The 22,463-nt window shown below is 61.6% G+C and carries 20 protein-coding genes; 13 read left to right on the plus strand and 7 right to left on the minus strand.

Translation table 11 applies throughout. The features are described 5' to 3' along the window. Positions 1–125: 125 nt before the first annotated feature. The 4 genes from AC1DU8_RS17670 to AC1DU8_RS17685 all read right to left on the minus strand — a co-directional run bounded on the left by AC1DU8_RS17670 (position 126) and on the right by AC1DU8_RS17685 (position 5,093). Positions 126–1,463 carry a M20 aminoacylase family protein gene (locus tag AC1DU8_RS17670; protein WP_457282599.1) on the minus strand — a complete coding sequence of 446 codons (1,338 nt, stop codon included), beginning with the start codon at positions 1,461–1,463 and terminating at the stop codon, positions 126–128. Positions 1,464–1,496: 33 nt separating this feature from the next. Further along, positions 1,497–2,357, minus strand: coding sequence for a DUF3047 domain-containing protein (locus AC1DU8_RS17675; protein ID WP_457282598.1), 861 nt, complete (start codon positions 2,355–2,357; stop codon positions 1,497–1,499). Positions 2,358–2,575: 218 nt separating this feature from the next. Then, positions 2,576–3,676 (minus strand): porin, encoded by a 1,101-nt coding sequence (locus AC1DU8_RS17680; protein WP_457282597.1) that lies wholly within the window; start codon positions 3,674–3,676, stop codon positions 2,576–2,578. 355 nt (positions 3,677–4,031) lie between these two features. Beyond that, a complete protein-coding gene (locus AC1DU8_RS17685) occupies positions 4,032–5,093 on the minus strand; it encodes a porin (RefSeq protein ID WP_457282596.1) in 1,062 nt (353 codons plus the stop codon). 763 nt (positions 5,094–5,856) lie between these two features. On the opposite strand from AC1DU8_RS17685, the gene AC1DU8_RS17690 reads away from it, so the two are divergent. Together AC1DU8_RS17690 and coq7 are read left to right on the plus strand one after the other, a co-directional pair. Continuing rightward, on the plus strand, positions 5,857–7,146 hold the full coding sequence (locus AC1DU8_RS17690; protein WP_457282595.1) for a porin: 1,290 nt from the start codon (positions 5,857–5,859) through the stop codon (positions 7,144–7,146). A gap of 151 nt (positions 7,147–7,297) precedes the next feature. Continuing rightward, positions 7,298–7,927 carry a 2-polyprenyl-3-methyl-6-methoxy-1,4-benzoquinone monooxygenase gene (gene coq7, locus AC1DU8_RS17695; protein WP_457282594.1) on the plus strand — a complete coding sequence of 210 codons (630 nt, stop codon included), beginning with the start codon at positions 7,298–7,300 and terminating at the stop codon, positions 7,925–7,927. 96 nt (positions 7,928–8,023) lie between these two features. On the opposite strand, the gene AC1DU8_RS17700 is transcribed toward coq7, so the two are convergent. Further along, positions 8,024–8,482, minus strand: a complete 459-nt coding sequence (locus AC1DU8_RS17700; RefSeq protein WP_457282593.1) for an OsmC family protein — start codon at positions 8,480–8,482, stop codon at positions 8,024–8,026. 252 nt (positions 8,483–8,734) lie between these two features. On the opposite strand from AC1DU8_RS17700, the gene ilvA reads away from it, so the two are divergent. The 8 genes from ilvA (at position 8,735) to AC1DU8_RS17740 (ending at position 17,806) form a co-directional block, all read left to right on the plus strand. Further along, positions 8,735–10,378 (plus strand): threonine ammonia-lyase, biosynthetic, encoded by a 1,644-nt coding sequence (gene ilvA / locus AC1DU8_RS17705; protein ID WP_477667370.1) that lies wholly within the window; start codon positions 8,735–8,737, stop codon positions 10,376–10,378. Between the two features lie 125 nt (positions 10,379–10,503). Further along, positions 10,504–10,680 (plus strand): cysteine-rich CWC family protein, encoded by a 177-nt coding sequence (locus AC1DU8_RS17710; protein ID WP_477667450.1) that lies wholly within the window; start codon positions 10,504–10,506, stop codon positions 10,678–10,680. Then, positions 10,637–11,698: a nicotinate-nucleotide--dimethylbenzimidazole phosphoribosyltransferase gene (gene cobT / locus AC1DU8_RS17715; protein WP_477689930.1), complete on the plus strand. Its 1,062-nt coding sequence runs from the start codon at positions 10,637–10,639 to the stop codon at positions 11,696–11,698. The genes AC1DU8_RS17710 and cobT overlap by 44 nt, the downstream gene beginning before the upstream one ends. Before the next feature lie 17 nt (positions 11,699–11,715). Further along, the gene (locus AC1DU8_RS17720; RefSeq protein ID WP_477727069.1) at positions 11,716–12,570 is read left to right on the plus strand and encodes an adenosylcobinamide-GDP ribazoletransferase; all 855 of its coding nucleotides are present in this window, start codon (positions 11,716–11,718) and stop codon (positions 12,568–12,570) included. A gap of 130 nt (positions 12,571–12,700) precedes the next feature. Next, positions 12,701–13,249, plus strand: coding sequence for a histidine phosphatase family protein (locus AC1DU8_RS17725; protein ID WP_477689929.1), 549 nt, complete (start codon positions 12,701–12,703; stop codon positions 13,247–13,249). A 172-nt stretch (positions 13,250–13,421) separates the two neighbouring features. Then, complete coding sequence (locus AC1DU8_RS17730) at positions 13,422–14,390, plus strand: 5'-nucleotidase (protein WP_457282584.1); 969 nt, start codon at positions 13,422–13,424, stop codon at positions 14,388–14,390. Positions 14,391–14,407: 17 nt separating this feature from the next. Continuing rightward, positions 14,408–16,198 (plus strand): ABC transporter ATP-binding protein/permease, encoded by a 1,791-nt coding sequence (locus AC1DU8_RS17735; protein ID WP_477667373.1) that lies wholly within the window; start codon positions 14,408–14,410, stop codon positions 16,196–16,198. Next, positions 16,199–17,806: an MFS transporter gene (locus AC1DU8_RS17740; RefSeq protein ID WP_457282582.1), complete on the plus strand. Its 1,608-nt coding sequence runs from the start codon at positions 16,199–16,201 to the stop codon at positions 17,804–17,806. It begins immediately after the preceding gene. Between the two features lie 180 nt (positions 17,807–17,986). On the opposite strand, the gene queC is transcribed toward AC1DU8_RS17740, so the two are convergent. Together queC and AC1DU8_RS17750 are read right to left on the minus strand one after the other, a co-directional pair. Next, positions 17,987–18,727 carry a 7-cyano-7-deazaguanine synthase QueC gene (queC, locus tag AC1DU8_RS17745; protein ID WP_477667374.1) on the minus strand — a complete coding sequence of 247 codons (741 nt, stop codon included), beginning with the start codon at positions 18,725–18,727 and terminating at the stop codon, positions 17,987–17,989. 15 nt (positions 18,728–18,742) lie between these two features. After that, a complete protein-coding gene (locus tag AC1DU8_RS17750) occupies positions 18,743–19,921 on the minus strand; it encodes a fumarylacetoacetate hydrolase family protein (RefSeq protein ID WP_477667375.1) in 1,179 nt (392 codons plus the stop codon). A gap of 233 nt (positions 19,922–20,154) precedes the next feature. Here AC1DU8_RS17750 and AC1DU8_RS17755 point away from each other — a divergent pair, with 233 nt between their 5' ends. The 3 genes from AC1DU8_RS17755 to AC1DU8_RS17765 all read left to right on the plus strand — a co-directional run bounded on the left by AC1DU8_RS17755 (position 20,155) and on the right by AC1DU8_RS17765 (position 22,462). After that, the gene (locus AC1DU8_RS17755) at positions 20,155–20,922 is read left to right on the plus strand and encodes a 2-keto-4-pentenoate hydratase (protein ID WP_477667376.1); all 768 of its coding nucleotides are present in this window, start codon (positions 20,155–20,157) and stop codon (positions 20,920–20,922) included. Positions 20,923–21,031: 109 nt separating this feature from the next. After that, positions 21,032–21,838 (plus strand): isocitrate lyase/PEP mutase family protein, encoded by an 807-nt coding sequence (locus AC1DU8_RS17760; RefSeq protein WP_477667377.1) that lies wholly within the window; start codon positions 21,032–21,034, stop codon positions 21,836–21,838. Positions 21,839–22,009: 171 nt separating this feature from the next. After that, positions 22,010–22,462: a carboxymuconolactone decarboxylase family protein gene (locus AC1DU8_RS17765; protein ID WP_477727070.1), complete on the plus strand. Its 453-nt coding sequence runs from the start codon at positions 22,010–22,012 to the stop codon at positions 22,460–22,462. The last annotated feature ends 1 nt before the right edge of the window (position 22,463 follow it).

Below are 22,463 nucleotides of genomic sequence, written 5' to 3' on the forward strand. Positions count from 1 at the left end.
CAGACAGGTGAGGCGCAGACGCGGCCTACGCCATCGCGCCTGTGATAACGGCCCCTTGGAATGTCAAGAAGAATTCGCCCGCAGCCCATAAGGGGTGTGCGCGAGCAGCTATTAAATTAATAGCATCAGCGCAGCGGCAGCGAGCGTTCGACAATTCCTGCAAACAGCGCCGAGCCCAGCGGCAGCACGCTGTCATTGAAGTCATAGCAGCTGTTGTGCAAAAAGCGGCTGCCCACGCCGCCCACGGTTCCGCCTTTGCCATCGGGCAACTGCTCGCCCTGGCCCAGGCGCAAGTAGGCACCCGGCTTGACCCTGAGCATGAAGGAAAAGTCTTCGGAGCCCATGCTGGGCTCAAGGTTGCGCACAACGTTCTCTGCACCCACGAGCTGTTCGGCGACGCTGGTGGCCAGCTCGTATTCGACCGGTGAGTTGATGGTGGCCGGGTAGATCCGTTCGTACTTGACGGTGGCCGTGGCGCCAAAGCCCTGTGCCACGGCGGCACACAACTCCTTGAGGCGCCGCTCGACCAGGTCCTGCACTTCCGGTTTGAAGGTGCGTACCGTGCCGACCAGTGTGGCATTGCCAGGCACCACACTCATCGCGCCCAGGTCGCCTGCCTGGACGGCGCAAATGCTGATCACGGCGTTGTCCATGGCCTTGACGTTGCGCGAGACGATGCCTTGCACCGCTGTGATGATGTGAGCGGCCACCAGCACCGGATCGACCGTGAGATAGGCGTGTGCCCCGTGGCCACCCTTGCCGGTAATCTCGATGGTGATGCGGTCGGCCGCGGCCATCATGGGGCCGGGATTGATCCCGATGGTGCCAGGCTGCATCGCGGGCCAGTTGTGCATGGCGTAAATGGCCTGCACGGGAAAACGCTCGAACAAGCCGTCCTTGATCATCGCATCGGCCCCGCCACGGCCTTCTTCCGCGGGCTGGAAAACCAGCACCGCATCGCCGGCAAAATTGCGGGTCTCTGCGAGGTAACGGGCGGCGCCTACCAGCATGGTGGTATGCCCGTCATGCCCGCAACCGTGCATCAACCCGGCCTTGGCGGACTTCCAGCCAAACTCGTTGTGCTCTGTCATGGGAAGCGCGTCCATGTCAGCGCGCAATCCGATCATGGGCTTAAAACCAGGTTGACCGGAAGCCTTGACTGGCTGCTGACCTCTGATGACAGCCACAACACCTGTTTTACCGACACCGGTGTGCACCTCGTCTACGCCACATAACTTGAGCGCATGCACTACCCGGCTGGAGGTGTAAACCTCTTCAAACCCGAGTTCCGGGTGGGCATGCAGGTCGCGCCGGAAGGCGGTCAGTTCGGGGTGGTACTGCGCTATTTGCGCAAAGGCCCGGCCGGAGGCGCGAAGCGGCGAGGGGCGGTCGGGGTTTGCAATATCTCCCGCTGCGGCGGGCTGAATGGATGAAGCACTTGGAAGGTTTGCCGGAGCGCGCATGTCAGTGGAGTCCCGAGTTCAGCAGGTTAAATACTAGTCCTGAAGGGACAGCGGTGCAAATCCAGGGGTTTGTGAAACCTGCAGCAATTCCGGGGCCAGTGCCGGCGTGGCCACGATGCTTGCGGTTTTGTTTTTGAGGCTGACGGGGCCATACCAGGCCTTGGTGATTTGGCGCGTGTTGTCGCTGTCAGTCATGATGGCGACACCGACCAAAGCGCCGGGCGGCTCGCCGAAGGCCTTTTGGTAGTCGGCACGAATGTCGCGCTGGTAGTCGAGCCAGCGATCAAGGCGGCCGGGACCGGATTCGATCACCACTTTGCGGATTCGGTCGGTCCGTGTATTGATGATCACGCTTTCTGGCGCGCTGTGAGAGCCCCAGACATACATGAGCGTCGCGTATGGTAGCGGCTCGCCTGTCAGTGCCAATGCAAGCTCTGAAAGCATGGCGTTCTTGGCCGAAAACTTCGACCTGTCACCTTCAAAGGCCAGGACCACACGCACGGGTGAATCATCGCTGTCGCGTTGCGTCATGTCCGCACCCACAATCATCTTCGGTACCTTCCAGGAAAAGCCCAGGGTTCCAAGTTCTGCAGACTCTACACGCAGGTTCTGCCGCAGCATGCTGGCGGCGCTGTCGGATTCACCAAGAACGGCATTGCGCCCGTCCAGGCGAATGGCACGGTAACGTGTCGACTTCTTGCCCGGGAAAGTGCAGTGCTGCCACTTAACGGTATCTGCATCAGTGCTTGTAGACGATGCAGAAGTCCAGTCGACATTCGTGCTGGCTATAGGGGCGGAAGTCCCGAACCCCGCGCAGCCAGCGGCAAGAAACAGGTAGCCGGCAGCCAGCAAGCGCAACGTGCGAACGAAGAAACGGTGATGTGTCAGTGGCATTGAACGTGGGGGAACAGCAATGAACCTGGTCAGTTGCGTCTTGTCTAAATATCAAGACCTTGGTATCTAACGCGGCAGATGCGAAAAAGTTTCACAAATTCCAACGACTCACAACATCAAGCGGCAGTTCGTACATTTTTTCACGAAAAAAGCCGCCCCGGGTTACCCCGAGACGGCTTTTAGATTCTCATCAAAAACTGGCTTAAGCCAGCTTCAGATTAGAACGTGTGGCGAACACCAGTGGCCAGCAGCGAACGCTTGCTGGTGGTAGCGGCATTCACGCCAGACTCAACCTTGGTGTTGATGTAGCCAGCGTACAGGGTCGTGCGCTTGGACAGATCGTACGTACCGAGCAGGCTGTAGCCCTTACCCTTGTTGGTAGAACCGCCGCCTTCGCTCTTGGCGCGCTCGTAGCCAATGGCCACGGTTGCTGCACCGAAGGGAGCGCTCAGGCCGATTTGGTACTCTTTGTCTTTGAGCGTGTTGTTCTTGGCGGTGTTGTAGCTACCCACCAGCTTGACAACGCCGAAGTCGTAGGTTGCGCCGAGCAGGTTGTACTTGCGCGAGTCAGCAGCAGCGGCGCCAACACCTGCCGCGTTAGCAGCACCGGTTGCACCGGAGAACATGGTGGAACCAACTGATTCTTTTTCACGCTGGTATGCGTAACCGACCAGCAGAGGGCCGTTAGCGTACTTCAGCTGGATGCTGGAGCTGTTGGAAGCAGAAGCGGTAGCCGTCTTGTCTTCGCCAAAACCATAAACCACCGAGCCGCTGAAGCCGCCGAAATCGGGCGAGTCGTAACGCACGGAATTGTTAACACGGTTGCTGTAGTCTTGAATGCCCGTGCCCCACACAGTGCCGGTCTGGGCAAAGGTGTTGGAGTCATAGGTATTGTTGGTAGCGCCGCGGAGCGAGTCATAAGCGCTGTACTGACGGCCCAGGCGAACTTCGCCGAAGGAGCCCTTCAGGCCAACAGTTGCCACGCGACCAAACAGGGTGCTGGCTGCGCCGGCAGCGGAACCACCAGCGTTGTTTGCGGATGCGCCGGTAGAAATGTCAAAACCGCTTTCCAGCGTGAACACTGCAGCCAAACCGCCGCCCAGATCTTCGCTACCACGCAGGCCCCAACGCGAGCTGCTCAAGCCGCTGCCATTGATCTGGCCTTGGCTAACTTTGGTTTCGGTACCAGCGGTAGACACTTTGGTAACGTTTTGGCCGATGTAGGCATCAGCAACGCCGTACAGGGTCACGGAGGATTGGGCATGCGCGACGCCAGCGGTTGCAGCGAGTGCAGCCAGGGCGATAAGAGTCTTTTTCATTGAGAGTTTCTCCAAGGTTAAACATAGGGCTCCGGCACGGGGACCATTTCAGACTTACGCCTTCATGGCACCACCAGAGACCCGGGCCAACCCCCGTTTCGGGAAGTTGGGTCTATTGCACCAGACTGGGCTTCAATTCGCAAAGGAATGCCCGAAAAAACAGTCAAGCCGTTGTGCTCAAGCCACAAATGGACGGTGACCCGTGGAAAAGAAACAACGCCAGCGAAAACCCGGGATTTCTGCTTGCCAGAACCTGGTTTTTTAGCCCGATTTCAGTCGACCCAAAAAAAAAGCCGTTTCACTGAAACGGCTTTTGATAAAACCCAGGCAAGCCCGGGTTTAGATCCAAACTGGATTAGAACGTGTGGCGAACGCCAACACCGTAGGTGCTGGTCTTGCGATCAGTCACACCAGCGCCGGTTTCCTTGCCGCTCTGAACACCAGCGTACAGGTTCGTACGCTTGGAGAGGGCATACAGACCAGCCAGGCTATAGCCGGTACGCTTCAGCTCGGAAGCACCAGCTGGGCGGGTGCTCTTGGAGCGGGCATAACCGCCGGACAGGGTGAACGTGCTGTTGACAGGGAAGTCAAGGCCAATTTGGTACTCGGTCGCTTTGTCCTGTGCCAAACCGGTCACGGGGGTGGTGCCGTTCTTCACAGTACCGTAAGCGCCGAGCAGCTTGACCACGCCGAAGTCATACGAACCATTCAACTGCGTGTACTTGATGGCAGTGCTGGCACCAGTGGCTTTTTCGGTCTGATAGGCCAAAGAAGCACCGATGGGGCCGTTTGCATAAGCAACGTTAAAGCTGGCGATCTTGCCGGCGCTGACAGTCGCGGTTTTGTTTTCGCCGAAGCTGTACATCGCAGCAGCAGAGAAACCAGCCAGGTCTGGGGTCTGGTAATAGATCGAGTTGCCAGGACGGTCCTGGTAGCTGTTGCTGGCCCACACGCTGGTGGAAGGCGCAAACAGGAGCGAGTCGAAGCCAGCGGCGCCGGAACCCTTGACCATGTCGTACGGGGTCCACATTTTGCCGAGCTTCAATTCACCGAAGCCACCAGAAAGGCCAACCCAGGACTGACGACCAAAGATTGCATTGGAGGTCGCGCCGGTATAGGGGTTGGTGTAGTTGTTTGCAGCACCGGTGCTGGGGTCAAAGCCGGCTTCCAGCAGGAAGTTGGCTTTCAGGCCGCCACCGAGGTCCTCAGAACCCTTCAGGCCGAAACGGCTGGTCTGCAGACCACCGCCGCTACCGGAAAAAGGATGGGCAACGTTCACGCCGGACTGGCTGACGCCATTGTCCTTGACGGTACCAACCCAAGCGTCCACGAGTCCATAAACGGTCACGGTGGACTGGGCAGAAGCCATGCCGGAAACGGCCAGCACGGCCAAAGCAACTAGGCTTTTCTTCATCATTAGAAAATCTCCAAAAGGTGGAAAACAAACACTGCTACGAAACAAACATTTATAAGGGCTCAGTGACTACCCTTAGGCCAATTTAACCAAAGAGTCACAAATCACACAAAGCCTTATCTCTACTATTAGCAACGTTCATACCCGAATTGTTGGCCCCTAACAACGCATTGCATTTGCGCACGCTGGAGGTGCGCGCACGGATGCGCCGGCCGAACGAAGCCGTACGAGGGAAGTTTGCAGGTAGCCGGGGCAGACTGCCCCAAAGCAGGGCACCCGCCCCCAGATGCCCTGCCTTGGTGAAAAACACAAACCCAAGTCGTTTTCTATCTCCAGGAGAGCGTTATGGCTAAAAAAAATCGAGCAAGAAGGGGGACAGGCTGGCGTAGTGCGGCATGAACCGTTGTAAACGCGAGTCACTCTGCTGCCGCCAACCCGCCAGTCGCCCCGGATTAGAGGTCAAACCCTAGCCACCGGTTGCGCATGGCTGCGTCGTTCTCCAGCCTCGCTTAAAACGATCTTCAGCATCAGAATTTGAGAGGGGAAACACAATTTCCTGGCAACCTCCCAAGGTTTGCCGCCAGCATCAGCCGGGGCAAGAAAACATCGGGTTTTCCCCTGTCGCAAAAGTGATACCCCCCGTATTGCCTCTCTTTACGGGCCGCCGCATCCCCACTAATCTTTGCTCCATCGAGTCAAGCCGGTGTGTGCATTTACGGCAATGACTGCGAAGGTTTTCCCTCAATTAAAACTCTCTGGAGACTCCATGAAAAAACTGACCCTCGTTGCAACTGCGATCATGGGACTGCTGTCCACTTCCGCCGCCATGGCACAAAGCACCGTAACCGTGTATGGCATTGTTGATGGCGGCGTCAACCATGTCACCGGCCTGCGAAGCGGATCGATCACCCACATTGCCAGCGGCATCATGGAGGGGTCACGCTTCGGCCTGCGCGGCACCGAAGACATCGGCGGCGGCTACAAGGCCATTTTTACGCTTGAGAACCGTTTTGAAGTCGACACGGGAGCCATGTCGAACTCAGCAGCCTCGGGGACTCAAATGCCCGATCGCATGTCTACCGCCGCAGGACTTGGCTTGAGCACGCTCCCTATTCCGGCGGCCTCGACGGCTGCGCTGATCAGTGCCGTGAATGCATCCATCGGAAGCACGATTGGTGTGAACCTGCCGGGTACCGCAGGCAGCCGGCTGTTTGACCGTCAGGCATTCGTGGGCCTGATCACGCCGGTCGGCGCGTTCACATTCGGCCGCCAGTACACCCCTGGCTACCTGGTAGGCGCCACCTTCGACGCGTCCCAGACCCAGTCCAGCCTGGCAGCCGGCCAGATTGCCAGCTTCCCGCCGGCTTTCGACATTCGCCTGAGCAACACGCTGCAATACGGCATTCAGACGGGCGGCATCACCGCCGCGCTGATGTATGGCGCCGGTGAAGCGGCTACCGCAACCGTTGGCAACTCTGCCAGCCGTTTCTTCGGCGGCATGGTCATCTATAAAGGCACCGGATTCTCCGTCGGTTATGGCCACAACCAGCGCAACAACGAGCTCGGCCAAAAGTCGCTGGAAAACAATGTGCTGGGTGCGACGGTTGACGTGGGCCCCGGCACCCTGTACGGCCAGTACGCCACGATCAAGGATGAGAACCCGAGCGGTCTCTCCACCATCGGCGCAACCGTTACCACCGCTAGCGGCAGCGCGCTTGTAGGTGCAGCCTTTCAATCCGCCTACAACAATGCCTTCAGGCAGGACGCCAACCTGGCGCACATCGGTTACCGCATGACCAGCGGCCCACACACATGGGTTGTGGCGTACAACCGCCTTGATGACAAGCGCCCAGCAGATGCCGACACCAGCTCCTACGGCGTGACTTACACCTACGCGCTGTCCAAGCGCACCAACCTGAATGCCGTTCTGACCCGCTTCGACAACAAGGGTTCGGGCCAGGCAGCCCCCGGTGGCAACGGTTTCCTCGGCGGCGTGACGTCTTCTGCAGGCGTTGGCTCCACCAACATCGCCCTGGGTATTCGTCACACGTTCTAAAGATCAAGGTTGCGTCCGGATCCCGATCCGGCCTCCTTTTTCAAAAAGCCCCCGCATGGGGGCTTTTTTGTGGCCGTTTCCATTCCACCGGACGAGGGATAACATGGAACCATCCCGCCTCAAGAAATCGTTCCAAAAGAACCGAAGCACCATGACCACCGCACTCGATACCGCCCTCAATGCCGCCGACGGCGCCCTGCGCACGCTTTTTGCCGCCCCGCGCGCCAGCCGTACCTGTCCCACCGTACCTGGGGAGAAAACCGAGCTTGCCGCGCAGGACAAGGTGCGTTCAGGCGCGCTGATGCGCGTCAACCATGTGGGTGAGGTCTGTGCGCAGGCCCTGTACGCCGCGCAGGCCCTGGGTACCCGCGACCCGGCCCTGCGAGAGCACTTCCTGCAGGCCAGCCGCGAAGAGGGTGACCATCTCGCCTGGACAAAAACCCGGCTCGACGAACTCGGCGCCCGGCCTTCCCTCCTCAATCCACTCTGGTACGCCGGCGCCTTCGGCCTGGGCCTGGTCGCCAGCCGGCTCGGTGACCGCCTGAGCCTGGGTTTTGTCGTGGAGACGGAGCGCCAGGTTGAGGCCCACCTGGCAAGCCACCTGGAGCGCCTGCCGGCCGGCGACCACGAGTCGCGCGCCATCGTGGCCCAAATGAAAGACGATGAAGCGCTGCATGCACGCGAGGCCGAGCAGGCCGGCGCGCTGCAATTGCCCGAGCCGGTCAAGGCCCTGATGCGCTCTGCGGCACGCGTCATGACGACAACGGCGCACTACATCTGAAAGATTCCGCTGAAGCGCAAGCTGATGCAGGTCCAGCAGCTATAAATTTGATAGCTACTTGCGCCCGACCACAAAGGGCTTGCGGCCAAAATCATCTCAAGCCTCTATGACCTCAAAGCTGGTCGTGATCTCTGCTGTTTTCGCCAGCATGATGGTGGCCGAGCAGTATTTGTCGTGGCTCATGGCGACCGCACGTTCCACTGCGCTGGTGGCCAGGCCACGCCCTGTGACGACAAAATGCATGTGGATTTTGGTGAATACCTTGGGGTCGACAGGCGCCCTTTCAGCACTCAATTTGACCGAGCAGCCCCGAACATCCTGGCGGCCACGCTTGAGGATCAGCACCACGTCGTAGGCTGTACAGCCACCGGTGCCGGCCAGCAAGGTTTCCATGGGCCGGGGTGCCAGGTTGGCGCCGCCGTTTTCCGGTTTGTCGGCATCGGGCGCGCCGTCCATCACCAGGGTATGGCCGCTGCCGGTCTCAGCCAGAAAGCTCATGCCGGAGCGCGATCCTGTGACCGCCGTCGGGCCCGTCCAACTCACCGTGCATTCCATGAATCTCTCTCCTCATGCATAAAATTTATGATTAAACCGTGAAAAATGTCGAATTTACGCCACAAGATATTGTGCAGCGCAACATCGGCCCGCTATACTGAAATCATCGCATCAAGATCAGTTGTCCGGCAACTCAGGGTCTTTTTGCACCGGTTGTCTCCTCCACCTCCTCTAAGGGTGGATTTACAGGCCCAGACTGCAAAGTCTGGGCCTTTTTTCTTGCCCACTATGATGTCAGGCTGCGAGAAAAACATGCCAACCCACACCAAACAAGCCACGCGCCCTGCTCCCAAAGTTGCCAAAGCCACCAAAGCTTCCGGGAAATCTTCCGGCAAAACGTCGAGGCCCGCACTGAAACCAGCCGACTACCTGAAAAAGATCTTGACGGCACGGGTCTATGACGTGGCGGTGGAATCCAATCTGGAGCCCGCGAAAAACCTGAGCCTGCGCCTGAAAAACACCGTGCTGCTCAAACGCGAAGACCAGCAGCCGGTGTTCAGCTTCAAGCTGCGCGGCGCCTACAACAAGATGGCTCACCTGAGCCCCGAGCAGCTCAAAAAAGGCGTGATTTGCGCCTCGGCCGGCAACCATGCGCAGGGTGTAGCCATGAGCGCGCAAAAGCTCGGCAGCCGCGCGGTGATCGTCATGCCGACAACCACGCCGCAAATCAAGATTGATGGCGTTCAAGGCTGGGGCGGCGAAGTGGTGCTGCACGGTGACAGCTATTCGGATGCCTACGCCCACTCGGTGAAGCTGCAAAAAGAGCAGGGCCTGACTTTCGTGCATCCGTTCGACGATCCGGACGTCATTGCCGGCCAGGGCACGATTGCAATGGAAATCCTGCGTCAGCTGCAAACCCTGGGCTCGCGTCGACTGGACGCCGTGTTCGTGTCGATTGGCGGCGGGAGCCTGATTTCTGGCGTGGCCAACTACATCAAGGCGGTGCGTCCCGAGATCAAGGTGATCGGCGTGCAGATGAACGACTCGGACGCGATGATTCAGTCGGTGGCGGCGAAAAAACGCGTCACGCTGACCGACGTGGGCCTGTTTTCGGACGGCACGGCAGTGAAGCTGGTGGGCGAGGAAACCTTTCGCATCAGCCGCGAGCTGGTTGATGAGTTCATCACTGTCGATACCGATGCGGTATGCGCCGCTGTCAAGGATGTATTTGTCGATACCCGTAGCATTGTCGAGCCTGCCGGCGCGCTGGCTGTGGCCGCCATCAAGCAGTATGTAGCCCAAAACAAGACCCGGGGTGAAACCTACGCCGCGATTTTGTCCGGCGCCAATATGAACTTCGATCGCCTGCGCTTTATTGCCGAGCGGGCCGAGGTCGGCGAGGAGCGCGAAGCGCTATTCGCCGTGACGATTCCCGAAGAGCGCGGCAGCTTCCGGCACTTTTGCGAACTGATCGGCGAGCTGCCCGGCGGGCCGCGCAGCGTGACCGAGTTCAACTACCGCATCAACGACGACGCCAAGGCCCATGTCTTCGTGGGCCTGACCACTTCGGCCAAGGGCGAGAGCAGCAAGATCGCCGCGAACTTCTCGCGCCACGGCTTCAAGACACTGGACCTTACGCACGACGAGCTCGCCAAGGAACACATCCGCCACATGGTGGGCGGGCACAGTGCGTTGTCCAAAGACGAGCGCCTGCTGCGCTTCATCTTCCCGGAGCGGCCGGGCGCGCTGATGAAGTTCCTCTCCAGCATGCGGCCAGGCTGGAACATCAGCCTCTTTCACTACCGCAACCAGGGCGCCGACTACGGCCGCATCCTGGTCGGCCTGCAGGTGCCCAAGGCCGACAACAAGGCCTTCAAGGATTTTCTGGACACGCTGGGCTACCCTCACGTCGAGGAAACCGCCAACCCTGTTTACCGGCTGTTCTTGCAGAGCTGACCGCAAAGCTGACCGTAGAGCCGACAAGCCCATCCGCCATGAGCCCACAGGCCGCACCCCCGCCAACACCTGCCCAGGCCGACACCTCGGTGTGCCCCCGCTGCGGCGCCGGCCTGCGCTGCGGCATGGCGGCAGGAGACGCTGAATGCTGGTGCGTGCAACTGCCGCACATCATGCCCGTGCCCTCTGAACGAACTCCCCAACCGGAAGGCAGTGCGCTGTCGTGCTTCTGCCCCGCCTGCCTTAAACAAATCACCGATGAACGCATCCGACTTTCCGCCCCTTCTCCTGCCCGCGATTGAGCCGACTGCCGACCTCACGCTGGAGGCCAGGCTACGGCACAAGATCGACCACAAAACCAAGCCACTGGGCGCGCTCGGCCTGCTCGAAAGTGTGGCACTGCAGCTGGGCCTGATCCAGCAAAGCGAGAACATCACGCTGCAAGCTCCCCAAATGGTGGTCTTCGCGGCCGACCACGGCATCGCCGCCGAAGGCGTTTCGGCTTTTCCACAAGCGGTTACGGTGCAAATGGTCGGCAACATGCTGGCCGGCGGCGCCGCCATCAACGTCTTCGCGCGCCAGCACGGCTTTGCCCTGCACGTGGTGGATGCCGGCGTGGCCGCGGACTTGCCCGCGCACCCGCAGCTGCTGCAGCGCAAGATCGCCCACGGCACCCAAAACATCTGCAGCGGGCCTGCAATGTCACACCTGCAAACCCTCGCCGCGCTCACGGCGGGCATGGACATCCTGCAAGCGCTGCCCGGCAATGTGGTGGCGTTTGGCGAAATGGGCATTGCCAACACCTCGCCTGCCGCCCTGTTGCTGGCACGCCTTGCCGTCATCAGCATCGACGACGCCACGGGGCGCGGCACCGGCCTGGATGACCAGCAGCTGCAACGCAAACGCGCCGTGCTGGCGCGCGCGCTGGCCCGTCACCCCGACGCAACGCAGCCCCTGGATGCATTGGCCGCCCTGGGCGGCTTTGAAATCGCCATGATGGCCGGCGCCATGCTCCAGGCCGCCAGCGAGCGCCGCGTGGTACTGGTCGACGGCTTCATCGCAGGGGCGGCAGCACTGGTGGCCCGCTCGCTCGCTCCCGCGGTGCAGGGCTACATGGTGTTTTGCCACCGTTCCGACGAGCACGGCCATCGCCTGCTGTTGGCGCACCTGAAAGCCCAACCGCTGCTGGACCTGGGCCTGCGCCTCGGCGAAGGCACGGGCGCGCTGCTGGCCTGGCCGCTGGTGCAATCGGCGGCCGGCTTTCTCAATGAAATGGCGAGCTTTGACTCTGCCGGTGTGAGCGGGCGGGAAGACGCATAAACCACCATGGGCCTCGCATGACATCCATCACCCTGTTTGTCCGCGAGTTCCTGCTCGCCGTCCAGTTCTTCACGCGCATCCCTATCACAGGGCGGCTGGCCGCCTGGGTGGGCTACAGCCCCGAGTTGTTGCGCGCCAGTGCCGGCCACTTCCCTGGGGTCGGCATTCTGGTGGGCCTGTTTGCCGCCGCCGTGTACGCGCTGTTTCATGCGGTGTTACCCGACACCACGTTCTCGCCGCTGGTGGCCGCGGCGTTTTCCACTGCCGCCACCGCGCTGCTGACGGGCGGCTTCCACGAAGACGGCCTTGCCGATGTAGCCGACGGCCTGGGCGGCAGTCACGACAAAGGCCGTGCGCTCGAAATCATGAAAGACTCGCGCGTGGGTGCCTTTGGCGCCATGGCGCTGGTGCTCGCCCTGCTGAGCAAGGTCGCGCTGCTGGCCATCCTCGGCTCGGTCGAAGGCGCGCCCGCCGGCTGGGGTGACTGGGAGGAAGCCCCCTTTGGCAGCTGGTATGCCTGTGCTGCGCTGTGCACGGGCCACATCATGTCGCGCGGCCTGCCGCTGCTGCTGATTTACCTGCTGCCGCACGTGGGCGACACCGCCCAGTCCAAATCCAAGCCGCTGGCGGACCAGATCTCCCCCGGCAGCCTGCTGGTGGGTTTTTCCTGGTGCCTTGCCGCGCTGGCACTGGCCACCTTCGTGCTCGACGTCATGAACCTCATCGTCGCCTGCAGCTTTTCCGTGCTCGCACTGCTGTGGATGGGCCGCCTCTTCAAACGCCGGCTGCAGGGTTTTACCGGCGACTGCCTGGGCGCCACCCAGCAGGTTTGCGAAATCGCTTTTTACCTGGGCCTGGCCATCAGTCTATGAAATGGCCCCCACGCTTCCCCACTTCGTGTGGGTCGCTGCCCCCCGAGGGGGCCGCTGCGCCTGCGGCCCGGCAAAGCCGGTTCCGCGGCCCTGGCTGGTATTCGCAGCACAACCCCAGGCCGGTCTTTGAATGAAACTTTGGCTGGTCCGCCACGCAAAGCCCCTGATTGACGCCGGCGTTTGCTACGGCCGGCAGGATGTGGCGGCCGACGCCGACGCAACCGCCGAATGCGCCCGAACGCTGGCAGAGATGCTCCCTCTTGCCACCCGTGTCATCAGCTCCCCGCTACAAAGATGTGAGCACCTTGCGCTCGTCCTGAGCGGCTTGCGGGCCGATTTGACCTATAAAACCGACCCACGATTGCAGGAAATGGACTTCGGCAACTGGGAAGGCCGCAGCTGGCAGCACATTGCACCGGCCGAGCTGCAAGCCTGGACCGATGGCTTTGCCCAACATGCCGTGGGCGGCAGCGGCGAGAGCACTATGCAAGTCATGGCGCGTGTGGCCGCGGCCTTTGACGAGTTGCAGGGCGAGGTTGATACCTTGTGGGTCACGCATGCAGGCGTCATCCGCGCCGCGGAACTGATTGCACGTGGCCAGCGTCAGATCACAAGGGCAGACGAGTGGCCGATCAACGCACCCAGCTATGGACAATGGTGCAAACTGGAGCTTGTATGAACACCCCCGTCGGATGCTCGCTGCGCGTAGCACCTTCCCCCCTTGCAGGGGGCGATGCCTGTGGCCTGGCAAAGCCAGTTCCACGGCATCTGCTTGCATCGCGCCGTAGCTCGGCGATCAACGCCGGGAAGCCATCCCGAAAAACACACTGACAACAACAAGGCATCAAACAATGGCAGCAACTCTGGATGGTCAGCTCGTGGTGGCGATCTCGTCACGCGCGCTGTTTGACTTTGAAGAAGAAAACCAGGTTTTCGAAACCGGCATGACGGCCGAGCCCGTGCCCGGTGCAAAAAAAGACGCGGCTTACATGAAGCTGCAACTCGAGCGCCTGGATGTTCCGGCCAAGCCCGGCGTAGCATTTTCGCTGGTCAAAAAACTGCTGGCCTTCAACGAGGTACCCGAAAGCGCCGGGGAAGCGGCCAGTCCCACTGCACCCACCCAGCGCGTCGAAGTCGTGATCCTCTCGCGCAACGACCCCGTCTCCGGCATGCGGGTTTTTCGCTCGGCCCAACATTACGGCCTCAAGATAGAACGCGGCACCTTCAACCGCGGCGAGGCGCCCTGGCGCTACCTCAAGCCCCTGCACGCCAATCTTTTCCTGTCCGCCCATCTGAGCGATGTACGTGACGCCCTGCTGGCAGGCGTGCCGGCCGCGCAGGTGTATCCGCATTCGGTGCGCGCCAGCGATGCACACCCCAACGAAGTGCGCATCGCCTTCGACGGTGACGCGGTGCTGTTTTCGGACGAAGCCGAGCGCGTCTTCCAGGCACAGGGCCTGTCAGCCTTCCAGCAGCACGAACGCGACAAGGCCACACAGCCGCTGCTGGCCGGCCCGTTCAAGCCCCTGCTCGAAGCACTGCACCGCCTGCAGCAGGTCGGCACCTCGCACATGCGCATACGCACCGCCCTGGTCACCGCCCGCAGCGCGCCCGCGCATGAACGCGCCATCCGCACGCTGATGGACTGGAACATCGAGGTCGATGAAGCCATGTTCCTGGGGGGTCTCGCCAAAGGCGAATTCCTGCGCGAATTCGAGCCCGACTTTTTCTTCGACGACCAGACCGGTCACGTGCACTCCGCCTCGCAGCATGTGCCCTCGGGCCACGTGGCCAGCGGTGTTTCCAACCAGCTTTCCTGAGCCGCGAAAGGGCTTTCATGAATCCGTCCAGTCTTTTCGCAAAATTTGCCGCATTCAGTCTTTTTGCCAGGCGGATAGCCGCACTGGCCGCCCCTTACTTCCGGTCCGAAGAAAAATGGAAGGCACGCGGCCTTCTCGTGGCCATCGTGCTGCTCAACCTCGGCACGGTTTACATGGCAGTGCAGTTCAACGACTGGTACCGCGTGTTTTATGACGCACTTGAAAAACGCGACCAGATCGTCTTCTGGCAGCAGATGGGCCGATTCAGCTATCTGGCCTTTGGCGCGATCATCATCGCCGTCTACAAGTTCTACCTGACACAGTTGCTGCAAATGCGCTGGCGCGCGTGGATGACACGCGACTACCTGCGCCGCTGGCTGTCGCACCACGCCTTCTACAAGATGGAGCTCGCGCGTTATTCGGCGACAACCGACATCAACGCCAGCCCGGACAACCCGGACCAGCGGATTCAGGAAGACGTGCAGTCTTTCACCACCTCCACGATCACACTGAGCATGGGCCTGCTCAATGCGGTCGTGACGCTGGTCAGTTTTGTCGGCCTTCTCTGGGTTCAGTCGGGTCCGCTGGACTTCACCCTGGGCGGAAGCAGCTATTTCATCCCGGGTTACATGGTCTGGGCCGCGGTGGCCTATTGCCTGGTCGGCAGCGTGCTGGCGCATTACATCGGTCGGCCACTGATCAAACTCAACTTCTTGCAGCAGCGCTACGAAGCCAATTTTCGCCACCACATGGTACGGGCGCGTGAATACAGCGAATCCATTGCGCTGGACCATGGCGAGGCGGTGGAGCGCAGCCAGCTCGATGGTCGTTTCACGACGGTGCTGGCGAACTACCTGAACCTGATACGCGCCAACAAAAAACTCATCTGGTTCCAGAGCTTCTTCGGCCAGGCTGCCTTGATTTTTCCGTTCCTTGTTGCGGCACCTCGCTTCTTCGGCGGAGCAATCCAGCTTGGCCAGCTGATTCAGATTTCCTCGACCTTCGGCAAGGTTCAGGACTCACTCAGCTGGTTTGTGGATAACTACGACAATCTCGCCAGCTGGCGCGCGACAACAGATCGCCTGACAAGCTTCGAAGACAGCATGATTGCGCAGGCAAAAGACAACGTCGGCCTGGTCACCAGTGCGTCCACATCGCTCACGTCGAGCGACCTCAATCTGGCCCTGCCGACCGGAACCGTTCTCCTGACAGGCGTCGAACTGCATGCCGACGCCGGCGATCACATTCTGCTCAGAGGCCCTTCCGGCAGCGGAAAGTCCACCCTTTTTCGCGCTTTGGCAGGCATCTGGCCGTTTGCCACCGGCCGTATCGCCCGACCTGAAAACGCCATGTTCATCCCGCAGCGTCCGTATTTCCCGAACGGCTCCTTGCGCGATGCACTGGCTTACCCCGAACTGGCGGCAGGCTACACCGACGACACACTGAAGCAAGCCCTCAATGAAGCCCTGCTGCCCGACCTGGCCGCACGGCTGGACGAAGAAGACGCCTGGAGTCAAAAGCTTTCTGGCGGTGAGCAACAGCGCCTCTCCATCGCTCGGGTATTGCTGAAGAAACCCAAATGGATTTTTGCGGACGAAGCCACCAGCGCGCTCGATGAGGCAGCTGAAAAAACGCTGTATGAACGTTTGCTGGCGCTCGTCAAAACATCGGGAGGCGCGATCATCTCGATCGCCCACCGCCCCAACGTGGCAGCCTTTCACAACAAGACCTGGGCTTTCGAAAAGCTGCCCGAAGGCTCACCCGCGCTGTTCACGCTGAACCAGCGTGCCGCACAGGAAGCGCCCTGAATGCCCGAGGAAGCTTCAAGAACCCCCGAGCCGGTAACGGCTGAATCCCTCTCCGCCTGGGCGCCCATCAAGCGCCCGGTGTTCCGCATGCTGTGGAGCACCTGGCTGGTCGCCAACATCTGCATGTGGATGAACGATGTGGCGGCCGCATGGATGATGACCTCCATGACCACCTCGCCCCTCTGGGTGGCGCTGGTGCAGTCGGCTTCCACACTGCCGGTTTTCTTGCTCGGGCTGCCCAGCGGCGCACTGGCCGACATCCTGGACAGGCGCCGCTACTTCATCATGACGCAGTTCTGGGTGGCGGTGGTGGCCACGCTGCTGTGCATCGCCGTGATTTCCGATGTCATGACGCCGCCGCTGCTGCTGGCGCTGACCTTTGCCAACGGCGTGGGCCTGGCCATGCGCTGGCCGGTGTTTGCCGCCATCGTGCCCGAGCTGGTTCCCCGCGTGCAGTTGCCCGCCGCGCTGGCGCTCAACGGTGTTTCGATGAACGCGTCGCGCATCGTCGGCCCACTCGTTGCCGGCGCTTTGATTGCCGGCGCCGGCACCGAATACGTGTTCGTACTCAACGCCGTGCTGTCGGTCATTTCGGGCTTTGTCATCATGCGCTGGCGGCGCGACCACGCGCCCAGCCCGCTGGGGCGCGAGCGCCTGGTCAGCGCCATGCGCGTCGGCCTGCAGTTTGTGAGCCAGTCGGCGCGCCTGCGTGCGGTGCTGCTGCGCGTGGCCATTTTCTTTTTTCACTCCACCGCCCTGCTGGCTTTGCTGCCGCTGGTGGCGCGCGGCCTGCACGGCGGTGACGCCGGCACCTTCACGCTGCTGCTGGCCTCCATGGGCACAGGCGCCATCATCGCGGCGCTGAACCTGGCGCGGCTGCGCCAGATGATGCCGCGCGACGTGCTCGTAATGCGATCGACACTCCTGCAGACGGCATCCACCGCCGCCATGGCTTTCGCGCCCAATGTGTATGTGGCCGTTCCGGCCATGCTGCTCAACGGCATGGCCTGGATAACCTGCGCCAATTCGCTCAGCGTGTCGGCCCAGCTGTCATTGCCCGACTGGGTGCGCGCGCGCGGCATGTCGATGTACCAGATGGCCATCATGGGCGCCAGCGCAGCGGGTGCGGCGCTCTGGGGCCACGTGGCAGGCCTCACCAGCGTATCCACCGGCCTGCTGATGGCTGCCGCCAGCGGCTCGATCGTGATGATGGTGGCGCAGTACCTCGTGTCGGACCTCAGCATTGAAGAAGACCTGACGCCGTCGCGCCAGTTCAAGGCGCCAGTGGCTGAAGAGCCACCTGGTGCAGGCCGCGTGGTGGTGAGGATTCACTACCAGATAGACATGGCGCGCGCCGACGATTTTCGCGCGCTGATGCAGGAAAGCCGCCGCAGCCGCCTGCGCCAGGGCGCGCTGGAATGGGAACTGCTGCGCGACGTCAACAAACCCGGCCACTACATCGAGCAGATCATTGACGAGTCATGGACCGAGCACCTGCGCCGCTTTGACCGCGTGACGGCCAGCGACGTGGCGCTGCGCGAACGCAAACTCGGATTTCACCTGGGCGAAGAACCCCCGCTTGTCACCCGCAGCATCGTCGAGAGTTAGGCCCCCACGGTCGCTCACTTCGTGTAGCTCCCTGCCCCCCGAGAGGGCCGCCCGCCCGTGGCCCGGCAAAGCCGGTTCCACGGCTCATGCTGGCTTAAGAGTTCATTGGGCGCGACCAGTGGGGGCCGCGGAACCGGCTTTGCCGGACCGCAGGCGCCGCCCCCTCGAGGGGGGAACAGGCTACACGGAGTGAGCCTGGACGGGGGTGGTTTTATAGCCCGCATAGCCCCGCGCCCGCAATTCGCAGGCCGGGCACGTCCCGCACCCATAGCCCCAGGCATGCCGGTGCACGCGATCGCCGAGGTAGCAGGTGTGGGTGTGTTCCACGATCAGGTTGACCAGCGCTTCGCCGCCGTTGGGCTCGCCGGATTTTTCACCGATGTCATGCGCCAGCCGCCAGGTGTCGGCCTTGTCGATCCACATCAACGGCGTCTCGATCAGGAAGCGTTTGTCCATGCCCAGCGACAACGCCAGCTGCATGGCTTTCATGGTGTCGTCGCGGCAATCGGGGTAGCCCGAAAAGTCGGTTTCGCAAACGCCGGTGACCAGCACCTGCAAATCTCGCCGGTAGGCCAGCGCGGCCGCCAGCGTGAGGAACAGCAGGTTGCGCCCCGGCACAAAAGTGTTGGGCAGGCCCGAGCTTTCCATCTTGAAAGCGACGTCACGTGTCAATGAGGTGTCGCTGACCTGCCCGAGCACCGCGAGATCCAGCAGGTGGTCTTCACCAATCTTGTGGGCCCACTGTGGAAACTGCTGTTTGATTTCGCGCAGCACATTGAGCCGCGCCTCCAGCTCCACCTTGTGGCGCTGGCCGTAGTCAAACGCCACCGTCTCGACACGTTCGTATTTCGACAGCGCCTGCGCCAGGCAGGTGGTGGAATCCTGCCCGCCGGAAAACAGCACCAATGCAGAGGTATGCATCCGCCCTCTCCTTCTTTACAGCAGCTTGCGCTTGGCCAGGCTTTTCATCAACGCCGAAATGCCGAAGGTCCACGGCGCGGCCTTGTCGGAGGTGGTGACGCGGTTGACCAGGCTGCCCAGCTGCGGCGTGGCCACCGTCACCACATCACCCACCACGTGGGTAAAGCCCTGGCCGGGGCCATGGCGGTCTTGCGTGGGCGCAAACATGGTGCCCAGGAAGAGCATGAAACCGTCAGGGTACTGGTGGTTGGGGCCAATGGCCTGCGCCACCAGGTCCAGTGGGTCGCGGCTGATTTTCTTCAGCGAGCTACCGCCCTTCATCACAAAGCCCTCAGGTCCCGTCACGGTGATGCTCAGGTCGCTGCTGCGTACATGGTCGATGGTGAAGCGCTCGTCGAGCAGGCGGATGAAGGGGCCGATCGCGCACGAGGCGTTGTTGTCTTTGGCTTTGCCCAGCAGCAATGCGCTGCGGCCTTCGAAGTCGCGCAGGTTCACGTCGTTGCCCAGCGCCGCACCCACCGTCTCGCCACGCGAGTTCACGGCCAGCACGACTTCAGGCTCGGGGTTGTTCCAGTCGCTGCCCGGATGTATGCCCACTTCGGCGCCCGTGCCGACCGCGCTCATCGGCTGGCTCTTGGTAAAGATTTCCGCGTCGGGGCCAATGCCCACTTCCAGGTACTGCGACCACATGCCTTTTGCGATCAATACGTCTTTGAGTTGGGCGGCTTCGGGTGAGCCGGGCTTGATCTTGCCCAGGTTCTCGCCGATCACGGCGATCACCGCCTTGCGCGCCTCGTCAGCCTTGCTGGCGTCGCCGCCGGCCTGTTCTTCAATCACGCGCTCGAGCATCGATTCGACAAACGTCACGCCCGAGGCTTTCAGTGCCTGCAGGTCGCATGGCGCCAGCAGCCAGGGCAGCTTGGTGTCATGTGCATCCTCAGCGGAATTGGCCAGCACTTCGGCCGTGCCCGCCAGTCGCGGCAGCTTCGCCGCAGCGGCCCGCACAACCCTGGCGACACCCGGCAATTCCAGCAGCTGGCTGGCGGTTGGCGCAACGCTGGAAAGGTCGTACACACCGTCGGGTGTGACCAAGGCCAGCACCGGGCCAGTGCCTTCTATCCAGACACGCCCCACCAGCAAGGCATCAGCGGCGTCAACAGGCAGGGTGGAAGCAGGGCTCAGGGAGTTTTTCATGATGTTGGAAGGGAAGAACAGGAAGGGCAGCACACAAAAGCGTATGAAGCTGTCAATAGTACAAGGAAGTACGAAAAGCCCAGGCGCCCCGCTGAGGGTTGAGGAAAAGCGCACGCACACGTCTCGGCCCCAAGCGTGCGCCGCTACACTAAAACGCACCCGCTTGCGGAACACTGCCTTCATGCCACCCGGGAGGCAGCCAAACCTTCACACCCCTGATTTTTAAGCGAAATATGCCTCTATCCCCCGAAAAACTTGCGCAAGCAGCTATCGAATTAATAGCAAGGCGAACCACGGGAAAGGCGGGCCCACGCTTGCCCGACAGCTGCCGTCCTGTCGACCTGGAAGACGGCTGGCAGGTGCAGCAGGAAGTCACCCGCCGGCTGGGCCAGCCGGTGGCCGGCTGGAAGGCTTCACCGCCCAGCCCCGGCAAGCTGGTGGCCGCCCCCATCTACCAGCCCGCCCTCAACCATGCAGCGATCTGCGCCGTCCCCTTTCCCTTGGGTGCCACCGCCGTAGTGGTTGAACCAGAGCTGGCTTTTGTGCTGGCCAAAGACCTGCCCCCGCGCGCACAGCCCTACACCGAGGCCGAGGTGGATGCAGCCATTGGTTCCGTCCATGCCGCACTGGAAATCTGCGCCAGCCGCTACACCGACCACAGCAGCCTGCCTTTTCCCGAACTGCTGGCCGACGGCATCGTCAACAACGGCCTGTGGCTGGGGCCAGAACTGTGCGGGCCCGATGTGGCGGCATTTGAATTGACCTGGCAAGTCGCCGGGGAGCCCGCGCAAACCGCCGAAGCGACACACCCGAACGGCGACCCACGCACGCCGCTGTACTGGCTGGCCAATTTCCTGCGCGAACGCGGCATCGGCCTGCTGGCGGGCCAGGCGGTGATCACCGGCTCCTATGCCGGTGTACTGACGTTGCCCCTCGGAAAGCGCACGCAGTTTGACTACGCGGGCCTGGCCCGGTTTGAGGTGGAATTTCGCGGCGCGTAACCTGAAGTAAATAGGTCAGAAAAGGGACGGAAATGGCCAGGCGCCTCAGCCCGGCTTGCTAAGCTGTGCGCCTCGATTCTCCAATCCCGCCAACAACGACGGAGCCGCCATGCAAGTCCTTCACCACCAACAATTCGCCCAACTCCACCAGGCGCCCCACGGCGTTTTGCTGCTGCCTAATGCCTGGGACGCTGCCAGTGCCAAAATCTTTGAAGCTTCCGGTGCCAAAGCCGTGGCCACCAGCAGCGCGTCTCTGGCCTGGGCCTGCGGCTATGCCGACGGCGGCGCCTTGCCGCCCGACGAGTTGCTCGATGCCGTCGCCCGCATCACCCGTGTCTTGAGCCTGCCGCTGACCGTCGACATGGAAGACGGCTACAGCGAGAGCCCCGCCGAGGTAGGCCGCCTGGCCGCCGAGCTGGTCGCCGTGGGTGCGGCGGGCATCAACCTCGAAGACGGCAGCGGCGCCCCAGCCCTGCTGGCCGACAAGATCAAGGCCATACGCAGCACACTCAAAGGCGCACCGCTGTTTATCAATGCCCGTACCGATGTTTACCTGCGCAAGCTGAAAGTCGAAGGCACACCGGCGCAGGCCAGCATCGCCCGCCTCAAGCTGTACCAGCAAGCCGGGGCGGACAGCGCCTTTGTACCCGGCCTCACGGCGTTGCCGGAGGTCAAGGAAATCTGCGCGGCTGTCAGCCTGCCGCTGAACCTGATGGCCATGCCCGGGCTGCCGGCCATTGCCGAGCTGCAAGCCGCCGGCGTGCGGCGCGTCAGCGTAGGGCCGGCGCCTTTCCAGGTGGCTTATGAACACGCCCGAACCAGCGTCGAGGCCTTGCTGAAACAGGACCTGTCTCCGCTGCTCGGCCCCAAGCTGGACTATTCGGCGATGAACACCTTGTTGAACACGCCACGCTAGAGCGCACAGGCGCTTACCCGCTATCGCCTGTATTCCTTTGGGGATCAGGCGATTTTTCATTTATTTCATCTTTTTTTGAAGGCAGGCGTCACAACGCGTCACAAACGGCAAAGCTGAATCGTCAATACGGTGTGACACCCAACTTTTCAACTTGTTTTTAAAGGAAACACCATGACTGCCGCTACCGCTACCTCCGCCAACACTGCCCCCGTCCGTATCGATCTCGCGATTCCTGATGTCTACCCCGCCCTGCTCAAGGTCAGTCAAACCATTGGCGCCCAGGGCCTGGACAAAAAACTGCACCACCTGATTCACCTGCGCGCCTCGCAAATCAACGGCTGCGCTTTCTGCGTCAAGATGCACCTGCGGGAAGCCCGTGAAGACGGCGAAACCCAGGACAGGCTGGACCGCCTCGTCGTCTGGGCGCATGTCAACGACTTCAGTGAAGCCGAGAAAGCCGCACTGGCCTGGACGGAAGCCCTGACCACGCTCGACCACAAGACCGACTACGCCAGCCTGCGCGGCCGTCTGCGCGCTTCGTTCACCGACAAGGAAATCGGCGCGCTGACCGCTACCATCGGCATGATCAACCTCTGGAACCGCATTCAGGTCTCGGCACACTAAG

It is taken from the genome of Polaromonas sp. P3_A5 (genome assembly GCF_056403055.1).

Excerpts from the sequence above, each read along its gene's own strand:
- AC1DU8_RS17675 (WP_457282598.1), bottom strand. The coding sequence starts at position 2,357 with ATGCCACTGACACATCACCGTTTCTTCGTTCGCACGTTGCGCTTGCTG.
- AC1DU8_RS17730 (WP_457282584.1), top strand. The coding sequence starts at position 13,422 with ATGGCAGCAACTCTGGATGGTCAGCTCGTGGTGGCGATCTCGTCACGC.
- AC1DU8_RS17720 (WP_477727069.1), top strand. The coding sequence starts at position 11,716 with ATGACATCCATCACCCTGTTTGTCCGCGAGTTCCTGCTCGCCGTCCAG.
- AC1DU8_RS17735 (WP_477667373.1), top strand. The coding sequence starts at position 14,408 with ATGAATCCGTCCAGTCTTTTCGCAAAATTTGCCGCATTCAGTCTTTTT.
- AC1DU8_RS17680 (WP_457282597.1), bottom strand. The coding sequence starts at position 3,676 with ATGAAAAAGACTCTTATCGCCCTGGCTGCACTCGCTGCAACCGCTGGC.
- AC1DU8_RS17690 (WP_457282595.1), top strand. The coding sequence starts at position 5,857 with ATGAAAAAACTGACCCTCGTTGCAACTGCGATCATGGGACTGCTGTCC.
- AC1DU8_RS17700 (WP_457282593.1), bottom strand. The coding sequence starts at position 8,482 with ATGGAATGCACGGTGAGTTGGACGGGCCCGACGGCGGTCACAGGATCG.
- AC1DU8_RS17725 (WP_477689929.1), top strand. The coding sequence starts at position 12,701 with ATGAAACTTTGGCTGGTCCGCCACGCAAAGCCCCTGATTGACGCCGGC.
- coq7 (WP_457282594.1), top strand. The coding sequence starts at position 7,298 with ATGACCACCGCACTCGATACCGCCCTCAATGCCGCCGACGGCGCCCTG.
- AC1DU8_RS17755 (WP_477667376.1), top strand. The coding sequence starts at position 20,155 with ATGCCTCTATCCCCCGAAAAACTTGCGCAAGCAGCTATCGAATTAATA.
- AC1DU8_RS17750 (WP_477667375.1), bottom strand. The coding sequence starts at position 19,921 with ATGAAAAACTCCCTGAGCCCTGCTTCCACCCTGCCTGTTGACGCCGCT.
- ilvA (WP_477667370.1), top strand. The coding sequence starts at position 8,735 with ATGCCAACCCACACCAAACAAGCCACGCGCCCTGCTCCCAAAGTTGCC.
- queC (WP_477667374.1), bottom strand. The coding sequence starts at position 18,727 with ATGCATACCTCTGCATTGGTGCTGTTTTCCGGCGGGCAGGATTCCACC.
- AC1DU8_RS17710 (WP_477667450.1), top strand. The coding sequence starts at position 10,504 with ATGGCGGCAGGAGACGCTGAATGCTGGTGCGTGCAACTGCCGCACATC.
- AC1DU8_RS17740 (WP_457282582.1), top strand. The coding sequence starts at position 16,199 with ATGCCCGAGGAAGCTTCAAGAACCCCCGAGCCGGTAACGGCTGAATCC.
- AC1DU8_RS17765 (WP_477727070.1), top strand. The coding sequence starts at position 22,010 with ATGACTGCCGCTACCGCTACCTCCGCCAACACTGCCCCCGTCCGTATC.
- AC1DU8_RS17760 (WP_477667377.1), top strand. The coding sequence starts at position 21,032 with ATGCAAGTCCTTCACCACCAACAATTCGCCCAACTCCACCAGGCGCCC.
- AC1DU8_RS17670 (WP_457282599.1), bottom strand. The coding sequence starts at position 1,463 with ATGCGCGCTCCGGCAAACCTTCCAAGTGCTTCATCCATTCAGCCCGCC.
- AC1DU8_RS17685 (WP_457282596.1), bottom strand. The coding sequence starts at position 5,093 with ATGATGAAGAAAAGCCTAGTTGCTTTGGCCGTGCTGGCCGTTTCCGGC.
- cobT (WP_477689930.1), top strand. The coding sequence starts at position 10,637 with ATGAACGCATCCGACTTTCCGCCCCTTCTCCTGCCCGCGATTGAGCCG.